This is a genomic window from Rhizobium sp. PL01, assembly GCF_033447125.1.
Taxonomy (GTDB): domain Bacteria; phylum Pseudomonadota; class Alphaproteobacteria; order Rhizobiales; family Rhizobiaceae; genus Pararhizobium.
The window spans coordinates 98,777-116,304 of record NZ_JAWQUM010000008.1 but is presented as its reverse complement, the minus strand read 5'-3'; the positions used below and the strand labels follow the sequence as shown (position 1 = coordinate 116,304).

Annotated in this window: 16 protein-coding genes; 4 read left to right on the top strand and 12 right to left on the bottom strand. The window is 61.2% G+C overall.

Annotation, left to right across the window (positions count from 1 at the left end):
- Positions 1–295 precede the first annotated feature (295 nt).
- Positions 296–1,717: an ISNCY family transposase gene (locus R6X40_RS19195; protein WP_318415405.1), complete on the top strand. Its 1,422-nt coding sequence runs from the start codon at positions 296–298 to the stop codon at positions 1,715–1,717.
- Between the two features lie 5 nt (positions 1,718–1,722).
- Here R6X40_RS19195 and R6X40_RS19190 read toward each other — a convergent pair whose 3' ends face one another.
- On the bottom strand, positions 1,723–2,460 hold the full coding sequence (locus R6X40_RS19190) for a hypothetical protein (RefSeq protein ID WP_318415404.1): 738 nt from the start codon (positions 2,458–2,460) through the stop codon (positions 1,723–1,725).
- A 419-nt stretch (positions 2,461–2,879) separates the two neighbouring features.
- Here R6X40_RS19190 and R6X40_RS19185 point away from each other — a divergent pair, with 419 nt between their 5' ends.
- A complete protein-coding gene (locus R6X40_RS19185; RefSeq protein ID WP_318415403.1) occupies positions 2,880–3,635 on the top strand; it encodes an MBL fold metallo-hydrolase in 756 nt (251 codons plus the stop codon).
- 35 nt (positions 3,636–3,670) lie between these two features.
- Here the strand turns inward: R6X40_RS19185 and R6X40_RS19180 are convergent, their stop codons facing one another.
- Positions 3,671–4,381: an SDR family oxidoreductase gene (locus tag R6X40_RS19180; RefSeq protein WP_318415402.1), complete on the bottom strand. Its 711-nt coding sequence runs from the start codon at positions 4,379–4,381 to the stop codon at positions 3,671–3,673.
- An 83-nt stretch (positions 4,382–4,464) separates the two neighbouring features.
- Here R6X40_RS19180 and R6X40_RS19175 point away from each other — a divergent pair, with 83 nt between their 5' ends.
- Positions 4,465–5,388 (top strand): LysR family transcriptional regulator, encoded by a 924-nt coding sequence (locus R6X40_RS19175; protein ID WP_318415401.1) that lies wholly within the window; start codon positions 4,465–4,467, stop codon positions 5,386–5,388.
- A gap of 24 nt (positions 5,389–5,412) precedes the next feature.
- Here the strand turns inward: R6X40_RS19175 and R6X40_RS19170 are convergent, their stop codons facing one another.
- The 10 genes from R6X40_RS19170 to R6X40_RS19125 all read right to left on the bottom strand — a co-directional run bounded on the left by R6X40_RS19170 (position 5,413) and on the right by R6X40_RS19125 (position 16,306).
- Positions 5,413–6,183 (bottom strand): enoyl-CoA hydratase, encoded by a 771-nt coding sequence (locus R6X40_RS19170; RefSeq protein ID WP_318415400.1) that lies wholly within the window; start codon positions 6,181–6,183, stop codon positions 5,413–5,415.
- A gap of 35 nt (positions 6,184–6,218) precedes the next feature.
- Positions 6,219–7,109: a 3-hydroxyisobutyrate dehydrogenase gene (gene mmsB / locus R6X40_RS19165; protein WP_318415399.1), complete on the bottom strand. Its 891-nt coding sequence runs from the start codon at positions 7,107–7,109 to the stop codon at positions 6,219–6,221.
- Entirely contained in the window at positions 7,106–8,209 is a 1,104-nt protein-coding gene (locus R6X40_RS19160; RefSeq protein WP_318415398.1) for an enoyl-CoA hydratase/isomerase family protein, read from the bottom strand. The genes mmsB and R6X40_RS19160 overlap by 4 nt, the downstream gene beginning before the upstream one ends.
- Complete coding sequence (lpdA, locus tag R6X40_RS19155) at positions 8,193–9,584, bottom strand: dihydrolipoyl dehydrogenase (RefSeq protein WP_318415397.1); 1,392 nt, start codon at positions 9,582–9,584, stop codon at positions 8,193–8,195. The genes R6X40_RS19160 and lpdA overlap by 17 nt, the downstream gene beginning before the upstream one ends.
- Before the next feature lie 4 nt (positions 9,585–9,588).
- Positions 9,589–10,860 carry a dihydrolipoamide acetyltransferase family protein gene (locus R6X40_RS19150; RefSeq protein WP_318415396.1) on the bottom strand — a complete coding sequence of 424 codons (1,272 nt, stop codon included), beginning with the start codon at positions 10,858–10,860 and terminating at the stop codon, positions 9,589–9,591.
- Between the two features lie 2 nt (positions 10,861–10,862).
- Positions 10,863–11,876, bottom strand: coding sequence for an alpha-ketoacid dehydrogenase subunit beta (locus tag R6X40_RS19145; protein ID WP_318415395.1), 1,014 nt, complete (start codon positions 11,874–11,876; stop codon positions 10,863–10,865).
- A gap of 1 nt (position 11,877) precedes the next feature.
- Positions 11,878–13,110, bottom strand: coding sequence for a 3-methyl-2-oxobutanoate dehydrogenase (2-methylpropanoyl-transferring) subunit alpha (locus R6X40_RS19140; protein WP_318415394.1), 1,233 nt, complete (start codon positions 13,108–13,110; stop codon positions 11,878–11,880).
- A 66-nt stretch (positions 13,111–13,176) separates the two neighbouring features.
- Positions 13,177–14,304, bottom strand: a complete 1,128-nt coding sequence (locus tag R6X40_RS19135) for an acyl-CoA dehydrogenase family protein (protein ID WP_318415393.1) — start codon at positions 14,302–14,304, stop codon at positions 13,177–13,179.
- Between the two features lie 24 nt (positions 14,305–14,328).
- Complete coding sequence (locus R6X40_RS19130) at positions 14,329–15,516, bottom strand: acetyl-CoA C-acyltransferase (RefSeq protein WP_318415392.1); 1,188 nt, start codon at positions 15,514–15,516, stop codon at positions 14,329–14,331.
- 22 nt (positions 15,517–15,538) lie between these two features.
- The gene (locus R6X40_RS19125; protein ID WP_318415391.1) at positions 15,539–16,306 is read right to left on the bottom strand and encodes a 3-hydroxyacyl-CoA dehydrogenase; all 768 of its coding nucleotides are present in this window, start codon (positions 16,304–16,306) and stop codon (positions 15,539–15,541) included.
- 195 nt (positions 16,307–16,501) lie between these two features.
- On the opposite strand from R6X40_RS19125, the gene R6X40_RS19120 reads away from it, so the two are divergent.
- Complete coding sequence (locus R6X40_RS19120; RefSeq protein ID WP_318415390.1) at positions 16,502–17,512, top strand: AraC family transcriptional regulator; 1,011 nt, start codon at positions 16,502–16,504, stop codon at positions 17,510–17,512.
- Positions 17,513–17,528: the final 16 nt, after the last annotated feature.

Genomic DNA, 17,528 nt, shown 5'->3' with positions numbered 1-17,528 from the left:
GGCTGCTGCTTGACGAGCCGTAATGCAACACCGGCTTGATTGAGCTGTCATGGGTGTCGTTGGTTGGGTTCCATAAGATAGATTACCTGATCAGGGCATGTAGCCGGGTACATTCTATTTCCAAGTGCGACATGCCAATGATTACAATGGCTGGTACATTCTATTTAGTAATGCGACAGTTGGGCTAGTTAGAGATGCGACAGTCTCGCCTCTTTATGCACTGGTCAAAACCAAACGTTGGGAGCAAGGATGACGACCTTCAGCCTGGTCAAGACCACGAGCAGTCGGAGTCGTCATGTCCTTTATGATCACCATGTCGCAGAAAGAATTGCATCGCCTCGAGGTCATCCAGAAGATCCGTGACGAACGCTTAAGCGTTGTTCTGGCTGCCGAACTGCTCGACCTCAGTCGAAGTCAGGTACACAGGTTGTTGCAGGCCTATGACCGGGATGGTCCAGCCGGCCTTGTTTCCAAGAAGCGATCGCAGCCGAGCAACCGGCGCCACACCGAAGAGTTTCGCAATGCGGCGCTGGACCTGATCCGCGAGCGCTATCTGGATTTCGGTCCGACGCTGGCGCGCGAGAAGCTGATCGAGCTACACCGGATCTCGGTTGCCAAGGAGACGCTGCGGCAATGGATGACCGAGGCCGGCATCTGGGTCTCGCGCCGGGAACGTAAGAAACGGGTCTTCCAGCCACGCGGCCGGCGCGACTGCTTTGGCGAACTGGTGCAGATCGATGGGTCGCATCACTGGTGGTTCGAGAACCGCGGCCCCAAATGCGCCCTGCTCGTTTATATCGATGACGCCACCGGCAAGCTCTTGCATCTGCGCTTTGCCGGATCGGAGAACACGTTCGACTATCTGCATGCGACCAAGGCCTATCTGCAGCAATGGGGCAAACCGCTGGCCTTCTATAGCGACAAGCACGGCGTCTTTCGTTCGACCCATGCGTCGGAGAAGGACCGGACGAGCGGCCTGACACAATTCGGCCGGGCGCTTTATGAGCTGACCATCGACATCATCTGTGCCAACACCCCGCAGGCCAAGGGCCGTGTGGAACGTGCCAACCAGACATTGCAGGATCGGCTGGTCAAGGAGATGCGGCTTCGCGGCATCGACACGATCGAGGAAGCTAACGCCTATGCGCCTGAGTTCATTACGGATTTCAACGCGCGTTTCGGCAAACAGCCACGCAATCCGAAGGACATGCACCGGCCGTTGGCCGATCACGAGAACCTTGATGGCGCCATGTGTCGCAAGGAAGTTCGCACGCTGTCGCAGGCTTTGACGCTGCGCTACGACAAGGTGCTGTTCATTCTCGATCCGACCGACATTTCCAGGCCCTTGGCCGGCCGAAAGGTGATTGTTTGCGATTATCCGGACGGTCGCCTCGAGATCATGCACGAGAGTTTTGCCCTACCCTACAGAACCTTTGACAAGCTGCGGTCGGTCCATCGGCCGGAAGTCGTCGAGAACAAGCGTCTGGACGACATGCTGTCGATCGTCGCCGAGATGCAGGCTGGACGTGAACAGCAACGGAGCAAGAGCGGCCCTCGCCGCACCGGGCAGACGGATCATATGTTCGGCATTCGGGACGGCAGCACGGCGAACGGCTATCAGAAGCGTGGCCGCAAGCCGAGGACAGATTACATGAACGATCCGGCGGTGATTGCAAAGCGGGAGAAGGCGTTATTGAGGCAAACAGCGGCGGAATAAGATCGTCAGTGCACGCCGATGTCGCTTTGCGTATCTGATTCCAGCTGCAGGCAGGCGGACCAAAGCGGCGTCTTGTGGAAGGCTCCGTCTTGAAGAAGCGTGAGCCCTTCTCGTGCCTCATAAAGCAGGCCCAGCCAGCACAGGCGCCGCAGGACACCATATTGGAGATCGGATTTTAGCTCCCAGGCTTCCAGGGTCATTTCGGTGTCGGACAGAGGTGCCATGTCTGGATAGAGGATCTTTACAACGTCCAATGGTGTGCAGCCCTCTCTCGTCTTGATATTGAGAAGATTGAGGAACATGCGCCACCAACGTAACCGAGCTTGGACCTCTTCTTTGCGCTCGGTGGCGTGGACATAGGAATAGAGATAATCCGTGGCGACGAGATCGAAGAAGGCTTGCGGGTTCATCAGGAACTCGTGGCCACGTCTGGTTGGCAGCAGCACATCCTTTTTCCGGCGAAGAAGCTTCAGATGGCGGGTCATGTCCCGCACGACCCAGAGCGGCGGCATGTCGCGTTCGTTCAGCACTTTGTTCATGCTGTAGAGGTCTTCGGCTGTGAAGTCGGGCCAGAGGAAGTTCACAGCGGCCCAATGCACGAATTTGCGGTTCATGGCGCCGGTCGCCGTCAATCCTATGCCACCCTCACCGTCAGCATAGGCAACGGACAGAAGCATGCCGCGAAGAAGAGGTGACAGCGCGGCGACATCGACGTCACCCTGCAGCTTTATTTTCGGAGCCATCGTGCGGTTTTGATCCCTGGCCTGCGCCAAGCAGGTGCCAGCGAGTATCGAGCGGCAAAAGAACAATTGCCAGTGAGAAAGCTAAAGCCGAAGGGGAATGTTATCACCCGCCCCCGCTCCGCCCTTGCAACCCGGCCCAGCCGGTCCGGTCGGGGGCTTGCCTCAGCGCATGTGGACATGTCGCGTGTCGCATTTCTAAACGGCTGAAGATGCGCCCAAAGTGACACTTTAACTTTGCGCAGATCCGGACAATTCAACCTTGCCGCCACAGGGCATGTAGCCGGGTGGGTTCGAGGATGAAGCGCGACAGACCCCTGACCTCGCCATCATCGCCGCATTCTCTTGGGGCTTGATTTTATCGTGGCGGGCGTGAGGATGATGCTGAACACTGCCAGCCAACTCTTGACCGGGAAGAACGCATGAAACTCCAGCTGATCCGCAATGCCACCCTGAAGCTCGAGTATGCCGGGCGTATCGTGCTAATCGATCCCTATCTGGCGCCGAAACACAGCTTGCCGTCTTTTACCGGCCGGTCGCCCAATCCGATGGTGGAGCTTCCACTTGGGACCGAGGATATTCTTGAGGGCGTGGAACTGGTGATCGTGTCGCATCTGCATGACGACCATTTCGATAGCGTCGCCATACAGCGGGTGCCGAAACATTTGCCGCTTTTTTGTCAGCCGGGCGATGAGGTGACGATCCGCAAGGCCGGGTTCACCAACGTGACGCCGCTGACCGAAAGCGCCGTCTGGGAGGGGCTGACGCTGACGCGCCGTGAAGGCAGCCATGGGCTTGGGCCGGTGGTCGAGTTGATGGGGTCGGTCATGGGCTTCAGCCTTGAGGCGGCGGACGAGCCTTCGATCTACTGGGCCGGTGATACGGTGTTCTATCCGCCTGTTGAGAACACGATCCGGAAGGCGAAGCCGGATATCATCATCACCCACTCCTGCGGTGCGCGGTGGGATGGCGATCTGATCGTCATGGACGCGGCGGAAACGGTTGCCGTGTGTGACGCAGCGCCGGATGCAATCATTATTGCCACCCATATGGAAGCGCTCGACCATGCCACGATCAGCCGTCAGGACCTACGTCAGGCCGCAGACGAAAAAGGCATTGCGGCTTCACGACTGTTGATCCCTGCGGATGGCGAGACGGTGGTCGTGGGCAAGTCTTAAGCGACGACGCAATCGCTGCCCTTCAGCGCCGACCATCAGCGCATGGTGTAACCACCATCGTTGTAGAGGGTTGATCCGTTCATGTTGCCGTTGTCGAGCAGGAACAGCGCGGCATCTACCGCGTCATCGACAGTGCCGACCTCGCCGGTGAGGTTGAGTGCCCGCCAGCCATCGAAAACCGGTTCGCGGAAGGCGGAGTCACGGTTGCGCCAGAGTTCGCTGTCGATGGTGCCGGGAGAGAGGCAATTGACCCGGATTGGCCGCAACTCCACGGCCAGCGCCCGGGCAAGACCTTCGATCGCTGCATTGCAGGCGGAGTAGGCCGGGTTGCCGAGCGGCCGAACCGAGGCTGCGCCCGACATCAACACGATTGCGGCATCCGTGGCGAGATGGGGTAATGCTGTGTGCACCGCCCAGTACTGGGCCCAAAACTTCGCCCGGAACGGGCTCTCCGCCGTTTCCGTATCTGCATCCCTGAAAGAGGCCGTACGATAGGTGGCACCCGGTGTGAACAAGCCGGCCAACTCATCTTCGCCGGCGAAATAGGTTGCGAGAGACGCCCTATCCTCCATATCGACTGTGCGGACGATGGCCAGCGGACCGAGCTGTTGCTTTGCCTGCTCCAGCCGCCCGCTGGATCTGCCGCCGATCAGGACCCTGTCACCCCGCTCGACAAGCCGTTGCGCAAGGCCGAAACCCATTCCCGAGGTTCCGCCGATGATGGCATATGTTTTCGCCTTTCTCATGGGATTGACTGTATTGCCGACTTTATAGCCTGGAAAGCGACGTTTGTTCGTGACATTCAGGACTTGTCTTCGCTAGATGGGTCATGTCGAAGAATGACCGAACCGGTTCGATCCGCATTTTCCTTGCGGTTTGCAGCGCGCGCTCCTTTGCGGCGGCGGCGGCGCAGCTGCGTCTTTCGCCCTCCGCTGTTGCCAAGTCGATTGCGCGGCTGGAGGCCCGGCTCGGGGTTCGTTTGCTCGAAAGGACCACGCGGCGGTTGCAACTGACGCAGGAGGGCGAGCATTACGCCGGCGTTTGCCGCCATGCGCTTGAAGAGATCGACCGGGTCGAGGCGGAACTGGTTGCCACCCGGAACGAGCCGAGCGGATTGCTGCGGGTCAGCCTGCCGCCGCAGTTTGGCATGTCGATCGTCGCTCCAGCGCTCTTTGCCGTGGCGGATGCTCATCCCCTTCTCTCCTTCGACATCAGGCTGAGCGCCGAAAAGGTGGATTTTATCGCACAACGGGTGGATCTGGCCGTAAGGATCGGCCATCTGCCCGATACATCCGGCCTGACTGCCCGCCGTCTTGGTACGCAGACGATCGTGCTCTGCGCGTCGCCGGGCTATCTCGATCAGCACGGAACACCCCAATCGATATCCGATCTTTCGCCGCATCGGCTGATCGCAAGCAGCGGCGAGAGAGGTATTGCTCCCTGGCCAATCGCAGGCCCAGATGGCGGCGTCGAGACGTGGACGCCCCCCGCCCGGCTGACGCTCGATGGCAGTGTCCTGATGCTTTCAGCGATCAAGACCGGCCGCGGTATCGGTTTGCTGCCGCAGTGGCTGGCAGCGCCGGAGCTGGCGTCCGGTGCTTTGAAACAGGTGCTGCCTGGGCGGATCGAGAGTGATCTGCCCATTCATGTGGTCTGGCCGACGACACCGATGATGCTGCCCCGATTGCGCGTAGCGATCGATGCGATCGTTGCAGCCGCCCGCAGTTCGGTTATTTCGGACGGCGGTCAATAGACCGGTTCCGGCTGCAATAACCTTTCACTTGCCCTGGAATTGCGGGGCGCGCTTTTCGACGAAAGCGGCCATGCCTTCCTTCTGGTCGCTGGTGGCAAACAGGGCGTGAAAGATGCGGCGTTCGAACAGGATACCCTCGCGTAGACCGCCTTCAAGGGCGCGATCGACGGCCTCACGTGCCGCCATGGTGGCGGCCTTGCCGTAGCCGGCGATCGTCTGGGCCGCTGTCAGCGTTTCCTCTAGCAGCTTTTCGGCGGGCAGCACGCGGGCGACGAGGCCGCAGCGTTCGGCCTCGGTTGCGTCCATCATCCGGCCGGTGAGGATCATGTCCATCGCCTTTGCCTTGCCGACCAGTTTCGTCAGCCGCTGCGAGCCGCCCATGCCGGGGATGACGCCGAGCTTGATCTCTGGCTGACCGAACATCGCGGTATCGGCGGCAAAGATCATGTCGCACATCATCGCCAGTTCGCAGCCGCCGCCGAGCGCGTAGCCCGAAACCGCAGCGATCTTCGGCGTGCGGAACGACGCGAACCGGTCCCAGGCGGCAAAGAAGTCTTCGCCGAACATGTCGGGGAATGACTTGTCGGCCATTTCCTTGATATCGGCGCCGGCGGCAAAGGCCTTGTCGGAGCCCTTCAGCACGAAGCAGCCGACACCGGGGTCGCGGTCGAGTGGCGCAAGGTCTGTCGCCAGCGCGTTCATGATCTCGGAATTGAGTGCATTGCGGGCTGCTGGCCGGTTGAGCGTGACGATGACGACCCGGCCCTGCTGTTCGACGATGATCGGTTTTTCCATGGGCGTGATCCTCTTGCAGGCGGTTCAGGGTTTTATCAGGCGGTACTGTCGGACTGTTGCCGTAGCATGTCGATGATGCCGGAAAAATCCTTGTCGGCGTTTCCAAGTTCGTTGAACAGGGCATAGAGTTCGGCGGCCTTGGCGCCAAGCGGCGTTGTGGCGCCTGCGGACCACGCAGCTTCCTGAGAAAGCTTCAGGTCCTTCAACATCAACGCGCCGGCAAAGCCCGGTTTGTAGTCATTGTTGGCCGGCGATGTTGGAACTGGGCCAGGCACCGGGCAATAGGTGGTCAGCGACCAGCACTGGCCCGAGGATACCGAGGCGACATCGAACAGCGCCTGATGCGAGAGGCCGAGCTTTTCACCAAGCACAAAGGCTTCGCCAACGGCAATCATGCTGATGCCGAGGATCATGTTGTTGCAGATCTTGGCCGCCTGCCCGACCGCTGCCCCGCCGCAATGAATGATGCGTTTCCCCATCGCTTCGAAGATTGGCTGAGATTTAGAGAACACGGCTTGTTCGCCGCCGATCATGAAGGTCAGTGTCCCCGCCGTAGCGCCGCCGGTTCCTCCCGATACGGGCGCATCGAGCGACGGGCAGCCCTTGGCGGCCGCCATGTCATGCGCCTTTCGGGCGCTGTCGATATCGATGGTTGAGCAGTCTATCAGCAGCGTGCCGGATGGCACCAATGCCACCAGTTCCTGCCAGACCGACAGGACATGTTTGCCGGCGGGAAGCATGGTGATGACGGTATCGACGCTAGAGACTGCCTCGGCAAGCGACGCACAGGCGGTGATGCCCTTGCCGCGCGCTTCGTCCAGCAGCGGTTGGGACAGGTCGAAACCCCTGACCGTATGACCTGCCTTGACGAGGTTGGCAGCCATCGGGCCGCCCATGTGACCGAGACCGATAAAGCCGATCGTCATGTTGTTGATCCTTCCTTGATCTTAGCCGCAAAGAGCGGATGGGCAGAGGGCTGGAAATAGGCATCGACGTCAGCTGCGGTGACATCGGCAAGCCGTGCTGGCCGCCACTGCGGATTGCGGTCCTTGTCGATCACCGCAGCCCGAACGCCCTCGTAGAAATCATGGCTGCGCAGGACTGCGGCCGTCGCCGAAAATTCCCGTTCCAGGCTATCTTCCAGCTTGCGCGTCTCGCGGCCAAGCCGCAGGAGGCGCAGCGTCACGTTGAGGCTGAGCGGTGATTTGGCCGAGAGAACGGCGAGGAGCTTTTCGGGGAAAGGGCTGCCATCCGCCCGCACCGCTGCGAGAATCTCTTCGATAGTGTTGAAGGCGAAGAGGCGATTGATGGCCTGCTGTTGTGGCTGCAGAACACCGGCGGGCGGCACATCTGAAAAGCCGTCGATCACGGTTGATATCGCCTTGCGCGGGCTGTCCGCCGGGAGCGATGCCAAAGCCTTGCTCAACTCGGCAAGCCTTTCGGACCGGATAAAAACATCGGCAAGACCGACGAGGATCGCATCGGCGGCGCCCAGTGGTTCGCCGGTCAGGCCGACATAGGTGCCGAGTTCACCGGCCTGGCGCGTCAGGAACCAGGATGCGCCGACATCCGGGAAAAAGCCGATGCCGGTTTCGGGCATGGCAAAACGGGTGCGTTCGGTGACGATCCGGTGGCTGCCATAAACGGAGATGCCGACACCGCCCCCCATGACGATGCCATCCATGATGACGGCATAGGGTTTCGGGAAAGCGCCGATGCGGGCGTTGAGTTTATACTCTTCGCGCCAGAATGTTGCCGGCTCGTGCGATCCGGCTCTGCCACCGTCATAGATGGCGCGGATATCGCCCCCTGCGCAGAGACCGCGCTCCCCCTCGCCCGTGACAAGCACGGCAGCTATGGCCGGATCACGTTCGAAATCGTCGAGCGCCGCCTCGATGTCGCGCACCATCTGTAGTGTCAGGCTGTTGAGCGCTTTTGGACGGTTGAGGCGGATACGGCCGAGTGCGCCATGGCGCTCGACCAGCGTTTCGGCTTGCACGGTGGTGGGATCAGATGTGGAGGGCATGGCCAAGCGCTTTCAAGGCGGCTTCCTGGAAGCCTTCGCTGCGTGTCGGGTGAGCATGGATCGTTCCGGCGATATCTTCCAGCCGCGCACCCATTTCGATTGCCAGCGCAAACGCGCTGGATAGTTCGGAAACACCGGCACCGACGGCCTGGATACCGAGAACGAGGTTGCTGTCCGCGCGCGCCACGATGCGCACGAAACCGTCTTCCGAGAGCATGGTCATGGCGCGGCCGTTGGCATTGAAGGGGAATTGACCGACACGGATTTCGAAACCCTGCGCCCGCGCCTCATCCGGTGACAGGCCGGCGGTGACGATTTCCGGATCGGTGAAGCAGACGGCCGGAATGCAACGTTTGTCCCAGGTCCGTTTCCTGCCCGCGACGATTTCGGCGACCATTTCGCCCTGCGCCATGGCCCGGTGGGCCAGCATCGGTTCGCCGGTGATATCGCCGATGGCATGGATGCCGCGCATGGATGTCCGGCAACGGTCGTCGATGCGCAGGAATTTGCCGGCGCGATCGAGGTCCAGTTCGTCCAGCCCCCAGCCTTCGGTGCGCGGCTTGCGGCCGACAGTCACGAGGATTTTGTCAGCGGTAAGCTGTTCTTCCGCGCCTTCGGCGGTTTCGATCAGAAGTGCGTTGCCGGAAAGGCTCTTGGCCTTGGCGCCGGTTAGGACGCGGATACCAAGATCGGCAAGCCGCTTGGCGACCGGCTTCACCAGTTCGGAATCATATTGCGGCAGGATCTGCGGCGTGGCTTCAACGACCGTTACCTCGGAGCCCAGCTTTGCAAAGGCGGTGCCGAGTTCAAGGCCTATGTAACCGCCTCCGACGACCACCAGCTTTTGCGGTACGGTTTTCAGGGACAAGGCCTCGGTGGAGGAAATCACCGGTCCGCCAAAGGGCAGGAAAGGCAATTCAACCGGTTCCGAACCGGTGGCGATGACTATCGTTTCGGCACGGATCACCTGCATTCCGGTTTCCGTCTCGACCTCGACGGTCTTGCCGTCGCGGAATTTTGCCCGGCCATGGACGATCTTGACCCGGGCCTTGCGCAGGAGACCCAGCACGCCGCTGTTCAGCCGTCCGACGATACCGTCCTTCCAGGCGATGGTCTTGGCGAGGTCGAGCTTGGGTTGTTCGACGGAGATGCCGAGCGGGCTTTTGCTGCCAGCCATGTGGCCGACCTTCTCGAATTCTTCTGCCGCGTGGATCAAAGCCTTGGAGGGAATGCAGCCGATATTGAGGCAGGTTCCACCGGCCTTGACGGCCTCGACGATGACGGTATCGACCCCGAGCTGACCAGCGCGGATTGCGCAGATGTAACCGCCGGGGCCGGCTCCGATGACGAGAAGTTTGCAGACGATCTCTTTCATAGGCTCAGCTTTCAATGAAAATCAGTGCGGGGGTTTCGAGCAGCGCCTTGATCCGCTGGACGAAGGTTGCCGCATCCCAGCCGTCAACCACCCGATGATCGAAGCTCGACGACAGGTTCATCATCTTGCGTGGAATGAACTGGTTGCCGTCCCAGACGGGTCGCATCATGATCTTGTTGACGCCGACGATCGCCACTTCCGGGTGGTTGATGATCGGCGTCGTGACGATGCCGCCCATGGCGCCGAGCGACGTGATGGTGATGGTCGAACCGGACAGTTCCTCACGCAAAGCCGAGCCTGTTCGTGCGGCGTCCGCCAGCCGCACCAATTCGGCGGCACAATCCCATATCCCGCGCGCTTCGGCATGGCGCACCACCGGCACGGTCAGGCCTGCTGGCGTCTGGGTGGCTATGCCGATATTCACGGCCGCATGGCGGCTGATAATGCCGGCATCGTCGTCGAAGGTGGCGTTGACGACCGGCTGCTCATCGATGGTCCTGACCATGGCCCGCATCAGGAAAGGCAGGATCGTCAGCTTCGTCTGGTCAGGCTTGCGGCCGGCGTTCATTGTCGCGCGCAGGTCCTCCAGATCGGTGACGTCGATTTCCTCGACATAGGTGATGTGGGGAATACGCGATGTTGCCAGCACCATTTTCTCGGAGATGCGGCGGCGCAGGCCGGTGACCTTGATGTCCTCGACTGCGGTTTTGCGGGCAAGGCCGGCGGGCGCTGCTTGCGGCTGCGCACCACGGGTAAGGAACTGGTCGAGGTCGTCATGGGTGATGCGTCCGGCCGGCCCGGTGCCGGTCACCTGACGCAGGTCGACACCGCTATCCTGCGCCCGAAGGCGGATGGCAGGCGAAGCCAAAGGTTTGTCCGCCAAGGTTTGCACCGGCGCCTTGGTGAAGAGTGCCGGCTGAATGGGTTTCTTCGCTTCGGCGGCGGGCGCACTGGCCAGCGTTTCAACAGGCTGCTCGGCAGGCTCGATCGTCACTGTTTCCGCCATCGGAACCGCATCTGCTTCGCCACCCTCTCCCACCACCTGGATGCGTACCAGCGGTGCCTTGACTGCAACGGTATCGCCGATCTCAGCACCCAGCCAGAGCACGGTACCATTGACAGGTGATGGGATTTCAACCGTCGCCTTGTCGGTCATGACAGCGGCGAGGATCATGTCTTCGCGGACGGGATCGCCGGGTTTTACATGCCATTCGACGAGCTCGGCTTCCGCCACGCCTTCGCCGACATCCGGCATCTTGATGATGAATTCACCCATGGTCACGCCTCCATCACTTCGGCAAGCGCACGCCCGACACGGCCGGGTCCGGGGAAATAATCCCACTCCTGCGCATGCGGATAGGGCGTATCCCAGCCCGTGACGCGAACGATGGGAGCCTCCAGATGATAGAAGCAATGCTCCTGCACCAGTGCGGCCAGTTCAGCGCCATAGCCGGATGTCAGGGTCGCTTCGTGCACGACGACGCAGCGGCCGGTCTTGGTAACGGATTGCACGATCGCATCGAGATCGAGCGGCAAAAGGCTGCGCAGGTCAATGACCTCTGCATCAACGCCCATTTCCTCGACCGCTGCCAGCGCCACATGCACCATCGTGCCATAGGCAATGACCGTCATCGCAGAACCCGGCCGGCGGATTTCCGCCTTGCCGATCGGGATGCTGTAATGGCCTTCCGGCACCTCGCCCAGGTCATGCTTGGACCAGGGTGTTACTGGCCTGTCGTGGTGGCCATCGAACGGGCCGTTATAAAGCCGCTTCGGTTCAAGGAACATCACCGGGTCGGGGTCTTCGATCGAGGCGATCAGCAGGCCCTTGGCATCGTAGGGATTGGACGGAACCACGACTTTCAGGCCGCAGACATGGGTAAACAGCGCCTCCGGGCTTTGGCTATGCGTCTGGCCGCCGAAAATGCCGCCGCCTGTCGGCATTCTGAGTACGATCGGGCAGGTGAAATCGCCGTTCGACCGGTATCGGATGCGGGCGGCTTCCTGGGTGATCTGGTCATAGGCCGGATACATGTAATCGGCGAACTGGATCTCGACGCAGGGTTTCAGGCCATAGGCGGCCATGCCGATCGCGGTGCCGACGATGCCGCTTTCGCTGATCGGCGCATCGAAGCAGCGGGTCTTGCCGTATTTCGCCTGAAGCCCTTGGGTGCAGCGGAAGACGCCGCCGAAATAGCCGACATCCTCGCCGAACACCACCACATCGTCATCGCGCTCCATCGAAACGTCCATGGCGCTGCGCACGGCCTCGATCATTGTCATTCTCGCCATGTCAGTATCCTGCCTTCTGCCGCTGGCGGCGAATATGGGGCGGCATCTCGGCATAGACGCCCTCGAAAATATCGCGCACGGACGGCTTGCCGCCGGCATGCAGGGTGCCATGGGTTTCGGCTTCCTTCTGCGCCTGGATCACCTCGTCGAGGATTTCGGCTTCGGCCTGGACATGCCGCTCTTCGGACCAGACACCACGGACGATCAGGTGTTTTTTCAATCTCAGGACGGGGTCCCCGAGCGGCCAGGCTTCAGACTCCGTCTTCGGGCGGTAAGCGCTCGGGTCGTCGGACGAGGAATGCCCACCGACCCGGTAGGTCACATATTCGATGAGCGTCGGACCGAGGTTGCGCCGTGCGCGCTCGGTCGCCCAGAGGGAAACAGCGTAGACGGCGAGATAGTCGTTGCCATCGACCCGCAGCGCCGGAATGCCAAAACCGAGGCCGCGGGCGGCAAACGTGCCAGAGCCGCCGCGGGCGATGCCCTGGAAGGTGGAGATTGCCCACTGATTGTTGACGATGTTGAGGATAACAGGCGCCTTGTAGGTCGAGGCAAAGACCAGTGCCGAATGGAAATCGGATTCCGCCGTGGAGCCATCGCCGATCCAGGCGGCTGCGATCTTTGTGTCGTTCTTGATGGCCGACGCCATCGCCCAGCCGACAGCCTGGACATATTGGGTGGCGAGATTGCCGGAGATCGTAAAGAAGCCGTGCTCCTTGGAGGAATACATGATCGGAAGCTGCCGTCCGCGAAGCGGATCTTTCTCGTTGGAGAAGATCTGGTTCATCATCTCGACCATCGGATAATCGTCGGCGATGAGCAGGCCCGCCTGACGATAGGTCGGGAAATTCATGTCGCCCTTCTTCAGCGCCTTGCGGAAGGCGCAACTGACGGCTTCTTCGCCCAGGTGCTGCATATAGAAAGACGTCTTGCCCTGCCGCTGCGCCATCAGCATGCGGGCGTCGAAGGCGCGCAGCTTCATCATGTGCTTGAGGCCGGTCAGCAACTCCTCATCCGACAGCAGTCCGGCCCACGGGCCGACGGCCTCGCCCTCACGGTTGAGCACGCGAATGATCGAATAGGCGAGATTGCGGATGTTTTCCGGCGCAGCATCGACCTCTGGGCGCGGTACGGAGCCGGCCTTGGCGATATCGACATTGGAAAAATCCGGCATACCGCCGGGCCGGACAGCGGGTTCCGGAACGTGCAGGCTCAATTGCGGGAACTCGGTCATGCCTCGTGCTTCCTCCCATTTTTACCCTTGTCTTCCAGTCTCCTCCCGGAAGTAGGGCTTCTTTTCTTATAGACTACGCGCAATGACGATGCGCTGCACGTCGCTTGTACCTTCATAGATCTGGCAAATGCGGACATCGCGGTAGATGCGCTCGACCGGATAATCCGACATGTAACCATAACCGCCATGGACCTGGATCGCATCAGAGCAGACTTTTTCCGCCATTTCCGAGGAAAACAGTTTTGCCATCGAGGCCTCCGTCAGGCAGGGTTCGCCGGCTTCCTTCAACTCGGCCGCATGGAGCACCATCTGCCGCGCTGCCGAAATCTGCGTCGCCATATCTGCAAGGCGGAAGGCAATGGCCTGATGCTCGATGATCGGTTTGCCGAAGGCGATACGTTCGCGGGCATAGTCGCGCGCTGCCTCGAAAGCCGCCCGTGCCATGCCGACTGATTGTGAGGCGATGCCGATACGGCCACCCTCGAGGTTGGCGAGCGCTATCCGATAGCCCTCGCCCTCGGCCCCCAGCCGTAAGTCAGCTGGAATGCGCATGTTGGTAAAGGCGATCTGGCACGTGTCTGAGGAATGCAGGCCGAGCTTCTGTTCGACGCGTACGACCTCATAACCCGGTGTATCCGTCGGCACGATGAAGGCGGTAATGCCCTTCTTGCCGGCATCGGGGTCGGTGACGGCGAAGACGATGATGACGTTGCCGTTCTTGCCTGACGTGATGAACTGCTTGGCGCCATCAAGAACGTAATGATCGCCGTCGCGGCGGGCGCGGGTGCGCAGGTTGGATGCATCCGACCCTGCCTGCGGTTCTGTTAGCGCAAAACCGCCGATCCATTCGCCAGAGGCCAGTTTCGGCAGAAACCGCTGTTTCTGCTCTTCGGTGCCAAATTTCAGGATAGGCACGCAGCCGACCGAACTGTGCACGCTCATGATGGTCGAGCACGGACCGTCGCCGGCGGCAATCTCCTCGAGCGCCACGGCATAGGCAACCGTTCCGGTCTCCGAGCCGCCATAAGCCTCTGGCACCAGCATGCCGAGGAAGCCGAGTTCGCCCATCTCTTTCAGTTCGGCCTTCGGAAAAGCATGTGAGACGTCGCGCTCAGCTGCACCTGGTGCCAGCCGCTCGCGGGCAAAATCGCGGGCCATGTCGCGAATCTGGATCTGCTGTTCAGACAGGATCATGTTTGGGTCTCCTCCCCTGCCTGCTCAATGCCGCTCGACTGCGATCGCTGTTGCCTCGCCGCCACCGATGCAGAGCGAGGCCATGCCGCGCTTCAAATCATAGCGTTCAAGGGCTGCCAGCAATGTGACGATGACGCGGGCGCCGGATGCGCCAATGGGGTGACCGAGTGCGCAAGCGCCACCGTGCACGTTGACCTTATAATGCGGCAGGTCGAGATCGCGCATCGCTGCCATGGGAACGACTGCGAAAGCTTCGTTGATCTCGAACAGATCGACATCCCTGAGGTTCCAGCCAGTGCGCTCGCTGAGTTTCTTCAAAGCGCCGATCGGTGCGGTGGCAAACAGGTTGGGAGCCTGGGCATGGGTGGAGTGGCCGGTGATGGTGGCAAGCGGCGTGAGGCCCCGGCGGTCCGCTTCGGAGCGGCGCATCAACACAAGTGCTGCGGCACCATCGGAAATCGAGCTGGCATTGGCTGCCGTCACCGTGCCGTTTTCGCGAAAGGCAGGTTTCAGCGTCGGAATCTTTTCGAGCCTTGCCTTGCCTGGCTGTTCGTCGCGGCTGACGACCTGTTCCGTCTTCCCTGCCTTCACTGTGACCGGCGTGATTTCGGTGTCGAACGCCCCATCCTCGATCGCCTTCTTGGCGCGGGTGAGCGAGGTGACGGCAAAGTCGTCCTGAGCGGGGCGGGTGAACTGGTAGGCCTCGGCGCAATCTTCGGCGAACGTTCCCATCAGGCGTCCCTTGTCATAGGCATCCTCCAGCCCGTCGAGGAACATATGGTCGATCACCCTGCCATGGCCGAGCCGGTAACCACCGCGGGCGCGATCGAGCAGATAGGGCGCGTTGCTCATGCTTTCCATGCCGCCGGCAACGGCAATGTTGGCGCTGCCAGCGAGGATCAAATCATGCGCGAGCATGGCCGCCTTCATGCCGGAGCCGCACATCTTGTTGACGGTGCTGGCGCCCGTGGCGAATGGAATGCCTGCACCGATTGCCGCCTGACGGGCGGGCGCCTGCCCCTGCCCTGCGGGTAGCACGCAACCGAAGACGACTTCCTCGACCAGTTCAGGCGCCACGCCGCTGCGCTTCAATGCGGCGCGGATGGATGCAGCACCGAGTTCCGGCGCGGTGGCGCCTTGCAGGTCGCCCTGAAATCCGCCCATGGCGGTGCGGGCGGAACCGACGATGACGATGGGATCATGCACTGTCATTTCAAACCTCCCGATACCGCGATCAACGCGGCCCCATGCGGAGCGCGCCATCCAGCCGGATGACCTCGCCGTTCAACATGGTGTTCTCACAGATATGGTGCACCAGAGCGGCAAATTCATCGGGGCGGCCGAGGCGCGGCGGAAACGGCACGTTTTTGCCGAGCGCTTGCTGGGTTTCAGGCGGCATGCCGGCCATCATCGGTGTTTCGAAAATGCCTGGGGCTATGGTGACGACGCGGATGCCGAAACGTGCGAGTTCGCGGGCAATCGGCAGGGTCATGCCAACAACGCCGCCTTTTGAGGCCGAATAGGCGGCCTGGCCAATTTGCCCGTCGAAAGCAGCGACGGAGGCCGTGTTGACGATGACGCCGCGCTCGCCCTCGCCGTCCGGTTCCTGCGTCTGGATGGCAGCGGCTGCAAGCCGGATCATGTTGAATGTACCGACCAGATTGATGCCGATCGCCTGCGCAAAACTTTCGAGGCGATGCGGGCCGTCGCGGCCCAGAACCTTTTCGCCCGGCGCAACGCCAGCGCAGTTTACCAGGCCATGCAGATGGCCGAATGTCTCAAGGGCCGCGTTGATCGCTGCCTGCCCGTCGGCTTCGCTGGTGACGTCGGTGCGGATGAAATGGGCGCTTGTCCCGAGGTTTGCGGCGATCTGCGCACCGGCATCCGGATTGATATCGGCGACAACAATGCGGGCGCCAGCCTCGGCCAGCAGCCGAGTAACAGCCGCGCCAAGACCGGAACCACCGCCGGTGACGACAAAAACCTTACCGGAAATCTTCATTGAGCTGCCCTTATCATGCGTAGGGGCGCGACAGTCAGTCCTCGATACGTCATGCAGCCTCCCCGCCGCGTTCCGTCCATCATGCCTGATTTCGATCATGGCATTTTGCCCGACTCTACGCTTGCGCAGTATTGCAAGCGATGACAGAACTGTCCTTCATTGTTCGGCCAGTTTTGCCACATGAGAGGAAAGCTGATGATGGACGCGGACCGGCGGATGATCTCGCCCTCGTTTGTCGAGGAAGCGCTCGATTGCCTGCGCCGGGCAGGCAAACCGACAGCGCCGCTTCTGGCTTCGCTGGGATTGCCACCCGTTGTCGAGAAGCCGATTTCGGCCGAAAATTATGGTGCACTATGGCTGGCGGTGGCAGCAGAGGTGGACGACGAGTTTTTCGGCATGGGCGAGCGGCCGATGCGGAGCGGCAGTTTTACACTGCTCTGTCATTGCGTGCTGCATGCGAAAACGCTGGATCAGGCCCTTCGCCGGGCGCTGCGGTTTCTCGGTGTGGTACTGGAGGATCCAAGCGGCGAGCTGGTCATTCGCGACGGTCTCGCTGAAATCGTGCTGACGGACAAGGGCAAGGCGCGATCGGCTTTCGCCTATCGGACGTACTGGATCTTGCTGCATGGCATCACCTGCTGGTTGGTCGGCCGCCGCATCCCCATCCGCCGGGTGGACTTCCGCTGCGCCGAGCCGTTGGAGGGGGCTGACTATCGCCTTTTTTTCGGCGCGCCCGTGCAGTTTTCGCAGCCCGTCAGCTGCCTCGCCTTCGATCGGGCGGTGCTGAAGCTGCCGATCGTTCGCACCGAGCAGGCCTTAAAACAATTTCTGCGCGGCGCCCCGGCTAATATTCTCGTGCGGTACCGCTATGACGCCGGTCTCGCGGCTGCCGTGCGCAAGCGGCTGCGCCAGCAGACGCCGGCGGCCTGGGCCGCGTTCAGCGATCTTGCCGCGCAAATGCATATGTCTGCCTCGACGTTGCGCCATCGGTTGCAAGGAGAGGGCCAGAGTTATGCCGGCATCAAGGACGAGATCCGACGTGACCGCGCCATCGAAATGCTGCTGGGAAGTGATGCAGGCGTCGGAGAGATTGCCGTGCAGCTCGGCTATTCCGAACCGAGTGCCTTCCATCGCGCGTTCCGGAAATGGACGACGAAGAGCCCCGCGGCCTTTCGGCGCGAAACGATCACGCCAAGCGGCGAATAGAAACGGCTGTTGGGTA